This window comes from Ectobacillus sp., assembly GCF_056992975.1.
Genome location: NZ_JBXKMX010000034.1, coordinates 1 through 6,647, shown reverse-complemented (window position 1 = coordinate 6,647; position 6,647 = coordinate 1). Strand labels below are relative to the sequence as shown.

The window sequence follows — 6,647 nt, the reverse complement described above, 5'->3', positions numbered from 1 at the left end:
GCTTTTTCAAATGAGCATTGGTCGCACCGATTTACCAGAAGGAAATATGATTCAATTACTTACAGCTATTGAAGAAAAGTTATTTTCACTACCTGCTGATACGAAGGTATTATGTGGGCATGGGCCTGTAACGACAATCAGTGCTGAAAAAGAAAATAATCCTTTTTTAAGCTGAGGTGGCGATCATGCATGCTGCTATAAAGAAGGCCATTGAAACATCACCTAATCGAGCTATTACGTATAGTACGTTTATACAACTAGCTTTATATGACGCGGATAATGGCTATTATATGAAAAATCAAGAAAAAATAGGGAGACAAGGTGACTTTTTTACTAGCAGCAATGTTTCCTCCCTGTATGCACAACAATTTGCTTCTTTTTTTATAAAACTTGTAGATGAAGGTTGGGTACAGCCTACCATATGTGAAATCGGTGGTGGGACAGGACGTTTTGCATTGGATGTGTTAACAGAATGGGAGAAACAATCTCCTACTACGTTTTCGATGTTACGATACAAAATTGTTGAAACGAGCCCGTTTCACCGTAACATGCAGCAACAAAAGCTACATCCATTTTCTAATGTAGAGCAATTTGCTTCAATTGAACAGATTCCACCATTTTCGGGTATTATTTTTTCGAATGAATTATTTGATGCCTTTCCGGTAGAGGTAATTGAAAATACAGCACATGGTTTAATGGAAGTACTTGTAACGTTAAATGAACAGGGTGAACTTGTTGAGAAACAAATCCCCATACAAAATGAAGCTATTTTACACTATTTACACGTTCATGATCTACAATTAAACATTGGACAACGATTTGAAGTGCCGTTACAAATGAGTAGCTTTGTGCAACAAATGGCAAGATGTTTGCAACAAGGAGTGTGTATTACTGTAGATTATGGTTATACGAATGAGGAATGGATGCATCCTGTTCACCGAGATGGCAGCTTGCGTGGCTATTATAAACATCAGCTGATACGCAATCCATTGCTTCATCTGGGTGAGATGGACGTTACCTCTCACATTCATTGGGACGAATTGCAGCGTGCAGGTGAACTTGTTGGGTTAGAGACGGTATTACGTCAAAAACAGACTAGCTTTTTACTTTCAACTGGTATTTTAGAGAAATTAATTGATCATCATGACCGAAATCCATTTTCAGAGAAACAGAAACATAATCGTGCAATCCGTTCCTTAATCTTACAAGGTAGTATGAGTGACTATTTTAATGTAAGTATACAACAAAAAGGATTGTCGAATTTTTCAATAGAAGGATTAGTAGACTCGTCTATGCTTCAGTTATAATCTTCAATTTCGCTCGGCATTATAGAATAAGATGAAAGCAACACGTGTAGATCATTACAAGTTGGAATTAGCGGCGATTTATAGTAAGGGAGAGTAGTGGGAAAGCATTCAGCTTATCAGGGTAAGTACGGGGTAAGTAAAGTGAGAAAGCAACATTGAAAGTGAATGTTGCTTACCTTTTCCCCTAGTTAAAATAATACGTTTACGAGTTGGATTACTTTTTTATTTTCTACATTATAATATATTTCCAACCCTTTTCTTTCACTCGTTACGATTTTTGCACTTTTTAGCTTTGCAAGATGCTGTGAAATGGTTGATTGAGGCATATTAAGACGTGTATACATTGTAGATACGTTGCATGCACCACGGTCAATCAATCCTTTCACAATACAAAGGCGAACAGGGTGAGCAAGGACTTTTAACATCTCTGCATTTCCCTCAAATTTCTCTGTTTCTTCTTGGAATGAATCGATCATGTAAGGTAACACCTCCATATATACTAATAGCACCATACATATACATAACAAAATTTTATGATAAATAGTATACATGTTGCAAATATTTAGTCAAAAAGTAAAGAAATCGTAAGAAAAGTGTAGCTGTGTAAATTTCCTCATAGAAATAAGTCATTACAATGAAATATCAACTTAAGTGATTGTTATATATTTGTGTAGGCTACTACTTAGCATAAATTTAAAGTTAATGTAAAGATATGGAGTTATTCGCATGATTTTTGTAACAATTTTGTAATAATCAACTCCCTAATTGTATCATATTTATGTCTCTTTATGTAGTGAATAGGATGAAGAACAGAAATGTAGTTTAAGGCGAGGATATTATATAAAGAGAGGAGAGAAGAACAGCGTGTCTTCCCTCCTTTTTTGTTTATAATTTGTCAATATGGGCTAAAGCATTTGTGAAATCTTGTTGTAGATCTTCGTAGTTTTCTAATCCTACAGAGAGTCGTAACAGGCAGCGAGTTATACCACGTTTTTGACGTTCCTCTTCCTTCATCGCGGCGTGTGACATAGTGGCCGGATAGGAGAGAATGGATTCCACAGCTCCTAGACTAACTGCAAATACAGGCAATGTTATGTGTTCTAGAAAGGTTTGTAGCGCAGACTCATTTTTTAATTCAAATGAAAACACAGCACCAGGATGTTTTGCTTGTTTTTGCTGAATCTCATAACCGGTATGTTCTTTAAGACCAGGATAATACACACATTTTATTTTTTCATGATGCTGTAAATAGGAAGCGAGTTTTTGGGCAGAATAGGCAGACTGTTCAAGTCGGACATGTAAGGTTTTTATGCCGCGTAGTACCAGCCAGCTATCATGGGGTCCAAGTATAGCACCAAAAGCATTTTGTAAGAAAGCAAGGCGTTCTCCTAGCTGTTCATCCTTTACAACAGCTAAACCCGCTGTAACATCGCTATGACCCGACAGGAACTTTGTAGCACTGTGCAGAACAACGTCTGCACCAAGAGTAAGAGGTTGCTGATATAGCGGAGTTAAGAATGTATTATCAACGAATGTAAGAGCACCAATCCTTTTTGCTAAACAGGAGATTGCTTGAATATCTGTAACCTTTAACAGCGGATTAGAAGGCGTTTCAACATAGAATAATTTTGTATTTGGTAAGATGGCATCGGTAACAGCTTCTATATCTGTCATATCTACGAATGTATGTAAAATGCCATAGCGAGATAAAACTTCTGTAATCATGCGATACGTGCCACCGTATACATCTTCTGAAATAACTACATGATCTCCTTGTGATAGTAATAAAAAGCTTGTCGAGATGGCTGCCATTCCTGATGAAAATGCAAAGCCTCTTGTCCCTCCTTCTAACTCAGCGATGGTTTCTTCTAACGCTTCTCTAGTAGGGTTGCCAGAACGACTATAATCGTATTTCCCAAACTCATTGACACTAGTTTGGTGAAATGTGCTTGTATTGTATATCGGTACACTCACTGCCCCTGTATGGGGGTCTACTTTGTGACTATTGTGAAGTAATAATGTTTGTACGGAATAGGATTCAGTCATGCTTCTACCTCCTTGTGAAGAGCAGCGAATGCTCTTTCTAGATCTGTCATTAAATCGGTGATATGTTCAATTCCTACTGAAAAACGTAATAGACGGTTACAAATTCCCCGTTGTGTTCGAATTTCAACAGGAATATCAGCATGCGTTTGTGTAGCAGGATAAGTGATTAAGCTTTCCACTCCACCAAGACTTTCAGCAAATGTAATAAGGGAGAGTGCTTGCAAGAATGGATTTATCCATTCTTCCCGTGCTAAACGGAATGAAAGCATACCTCCGCGTCCTGGATACAATACATCGGTTACTTCATCTATTTTTTGTAGGTAGGATACTAATTGCTTCGCATTTTCTTCGTGTTTGTTCATTCGAAGAGATAATGTTTTCATACCGCGCATAAGAAGCCATGAGTCGAAGGGACTTAACACTGCCCCTGAGGAATTATGATAATAGGCCAGAGATTCGCATAATGTTTTTCCTTTTGCGACGATAAGGCCGCTGAGTACGTCATTATGGCCACCTAAATATTTGGTAGCGCTGTGAATAACAATATCAGCACCAAGGCGAAGAGGCTGCTGTAAAATAGGTGTGTAAAACGTATTATCAACGATAAGCAGCACATTATGCTCGTGGGCGATCGTAGCAATTGCTTCAATATCAGCAGTATGCATAAGTGGATTTGTTGGAGTTTCTAGAAAAATTGCTTTCGTTTGTGGAGTAATAGCTGCTTGCACTTCAGCAGGATACAATGTGTTTACGTATCTACATCGAATATTCCACTTTGCCTCATAATCACGTAGTAAGCGAAAAGTTCCTCCGTATAAGTCTTCTGAAACAATTATTTCATCTCCTGATTGAAATAGGGAAAGAAGCAATGTAATGGCAGCCATGCCTGAGCTACAGGCAAAGCCCTGATCCCCTTCCTCTAATTCTGCAATTGCATCTTCCACTATTTTGCGAGTAGGATTACCTGTACGAATATAATCATAGCCACTTGATTGTCCAATGCCTTCGTGACGATAGGCGGTTGAAAAGTATACGGGAGGATTGACGGTTCCGGTTACGTCCTCACTTCTATTTCCAATTTGAGCGAGCTTTGTCTCTATAAATTTCATAGTAATCCCTCCTAATTAAAATAAAAAACCTTCTATAAGAAGAAGGTTTTAGTAACAGCACTTCTTCTTATCTGTCAAATTCAAATGAATCTGCTGGAATTAGCACCTTGTTAACATCAAAGTTAATGGTTGCTGAGGTGTCAATGGGCCAGTCCCTCTACCTCTCTCGATAAGAATATATGGAATTGTATGAAGTCTTTCTAATAAAGTATATCAATATCAAGAGAAAAGCAAACATTTTTTGATTATTCGAAAGAATTAGTAAGGATTATTACGTGCGAAAATAATAAATTATTCATTTTTTTCTGAAAATATATTGACGTTTTGGAGTAACCCATGCTAAATTAGTGGAAAATTGTATATTTACGATCTGGTAATGGTGAAACTCTTATCGAGAGTGGTGGAGGGATAGGCCCTATGAAGCCCGGCAACCTTCAAACAGGTGTTTGAAACGGTGCTACAACCTGCAAAACGATGGTTTTGCGTGATAAGAGGAGGAAAAAATGTCCCCCTCTTCTTTTATTGGAAGTGGGGGTTGTTTGGTTTGACTATAAGGAGCGTGGCAAATGGGCAACTTAAAAGAGAGACTAGGGCAAGGAATATTAATAGGGGACGGGGCAATGGGGACGATGCTCCATTCATACGGTTTACAAAGCTGCTTTGAAGAGTTAAATATAACTGAGCCTGATCGAATTAGTGGAATTCATAGGCTTTATGTAGAAGCGGGAGCAGATGTAATTCAAACTCATACGTATGGGGCAAATGAAGGAAAACTTCGGATGTATGGCTTAGAAAATAATGTGAAGCAAATTAATCGTGCAGCGGTTCGAAATGCTCGAACAGCAGCTGATTCGAATACAGTTGTACTCGGCACAATCGGTGGTATGAAACATATTGGATCAGTTATGACGACTGAGGTTGAACGAGAATTTATGCTTATGGAGCAAGCTAATACATTACTTGAAGAAGGGGTAGATGGACTTCTTCTGGAGACATTTTATGATGAAATAGAGCTCTACCATGCACTTGGAGTATTACGTAAGGCTACAGATCTTCCTATTGTGGCGCAAGTTGCGTTACATGAAGCAGGCCTTACGCAAAGCGGTCGATATATTGAACAAGTACTGCTTGAATTGCAACAAAGGGGCGCTGATGTTGTAGGATTAAATTGTCATCTGGGACCGCTTCGCATGATTGAATCATTAGAAACCGTGTCATTGCCAAAGGAAGGATTTTTATCCGCATATCCGAATGCTGGGTTACCAAAGTATGATGACGGAAAGTATGTGTACGAAGGAACGGCAGATTATTTTGAACATATGGCAAAAGGGTTTATTGAGCAAGGAGTTCGTCTTCTTGGTGGTTGCTGTGGTACGACTCCAGAGCATATTCGTGCAATGAGACATGCATTGGATGGGCAATCGCCAATATATGAGAAACAGATTAAAGTTCGGCCCACACCTATTGTTGTTACGCAGCCAGTTCTAGCAACCAATTCTAGTTTGTCAGAAAAGGCGAAACTTGAAACTACCGTTATTGTAGAGTTAGATCCGCCGAAGCAATTGGTAACGCAACGCTTTTTTGAAGGTGCAAAGGCGCTAAAGCATGCGGGAGCAGATGCAATTACGCTTGCTGATAATTCCCTAGCAAGTCCGCGTATTTCAAATATGGCAATGGGAGCGCTTTTGCGGCGATATGATATTCCTGTTCTGGCCCATTTAACATGCCGTGATCATAATTTAATTGGATTGCATTCGCATTTGCTAGGGTTGTCTTCTTTAGGAATCCACGAAGTATTAGCTTTAACAGGGGATCCAGCTAGAGTAGGCGATTTTCCGGGTGCTACATCTGTATTTGACGTATCCTCATTCGAGTTAATTCGAATGATAAAGGAATTAAATGCTGGTCGATCTCCACTAGGAAAATCTATTGGTGTGCCAACATCATTTTCTATAGGTGCGGCTTTTAATCCAAATGTTCGTCACTTCGATGCAGCAGTTCGAAGAATGGAGAAGAAAATCGAGGCAGGCGCAGATTATTTTTTAACACAACCTATTTTTGATAAAGAAGTGTTAGTGAAAACATATGAGGCAGTTAAAGACTTTTCAACCCCTATTTTTATCGGAATTATGCCTCTCGTTAGTAAACGCAATGCCGACTTTCTTCACTATGAAGTACCAGGTAT

At 38.8% G+C, this 6,647-nt stretch carries 5 protein-coding genes, 1 pseudogene and 2 riboswitches; of the genes and pseudogenes, 3 read left to right on the top strand and 3 right to left on the bottom strand.

The annotated features are described in order from the left end of the window. Nucleotides 1-175, top strand: a pseudogene (locus tag AC11ZT_RS01375) (MBL fold metallo-hydrolase); the annotation flags it as partial. Nucleotides 176-185: 10 nt separating this feature from the next. Beyond that, nucleotides 186-1,307: a class I SAM-dependent methyltransferase gene (locus AC11ZT_RS01370; RefSeq protein WP_484057887.1), complete on the top strand. Its 1,122-nt coding sequence runs from the start codon at nucleotides 186-188 to the stop codon at nucleotides 1,305-1,307. A gap of 188 nt (nucleotides 1,308-1,495) precedes the next feature. On the opposite strand, the gene AC11ZT_RS01365 is transcribed toward AC11ZT_RS01370, so the two are convergent. The 3 genes from AC11ZT_RS01365 to AC11ZT_RS01355 all read right to left on the bottom strand — a co-directional run bounded on the left by AC11ZT_RS01365 (nucleotide 1,496) and on the right by AC11ZT_RS01355 (nucleotide 4,462). Further along, nucleotides 1,496-1,783: an ArsR/SmtB family transcription factor gene (locus AC11ZT_RS01365; RefSeq protein WP_379966280.1), complete on the bottom strand. Its 288-nt coding sequence runs from the start codon at nucleotides 1,781-1,783 to the stop codon at nucleotides 1,496-1,498. A 409-nt stretch (nucleotides 1,784-2,192) separates the two neighbouring features. Next, nucleotides 2,193-3,353, bottom strand: coding sequence for a cystathionine beta-lyase (gene metC, locus AC11ZT_RS01360; protein ID WP_484057886.1), 1,161 nt, complete (start codon nucleotides 3,351-3,353; stop codon nucleotides 2,193-2,195). Continuing rightward, nucleotides 3,350-4,462 carry a methionine biosynthesis PLP-dependent protein gene (locus AC11ZT_RS01355; RefSeq protein WP_484057885.1) on the bottom strand — a complete coding sequence of 371 codons (1,113 nt, stop codon included), beginning with the start codon at nucleotides 4,460-4,462 and terminating at the stop codon, nucleotides 3,350-3,352. Before AC11ZT_RS01355 ends, metC begins: the two co-directional genes overlap by 4 nt. Nucleotides 4,463-4,526: 64 nt before the next feature. After that, a riboswitch (SAM riboswitch) is annotated at nucleotides 4,527-4,638 on the bottom strand. A 209-nt stretch (nucleotides 4,639-4,847) separates the two neighbouring features. Continuing rightward, nucleotides 4,848-4,956, top strand: a riboswitch (SAM riboswitch). Nucleotides 4,957-5,028: 72 nt separating this feature from the next. Between AC11ZT_RS01355 and AC11ZT_RS01350 the strand changes: the two genes are divergently transcribed. After that, nucleotides 5,029-6,647, top strand: a 1,619-nt coding sequence (locus AC11ZT_RS01350; RefSeq protein ID WP_484057884.1) for a bifunctional homocysteine S-methyltransferase/methylenetetrahydrofolate reductase, incomplete at its 3' end; no start/stop codon positions are given.

Coding starts and splice junctions, on each gene's coding strand:
- AC11ZT_RS01370 (WP_484057887.1), top strand. CDS start 186: ATGCATGCTGCTATAAAGAAGGCCATTGAAACATCACCTAATCGAGCT.
- AC11ZT_RS01365 (WP_379966280.1), bottom strand. CDS start 1,783: ATGATCGATTCATTCCAAGAAGAAACAGAGAAATTTGAGGGAAATGCA.
- metC (WP_484057886.1), bottom strand. CDS start 3,353: ATGACTGAATCCTATTCCGTACAAACATTATTACTTCACAATAGTCAC.
- AC11ZT_RS01355 (WP_484057885.1), bottom strand. CDS start 4,462: ATGAAATTTATAGAGACAAAGCTCGCTCAAATTGGAAATAGAAGTGAG.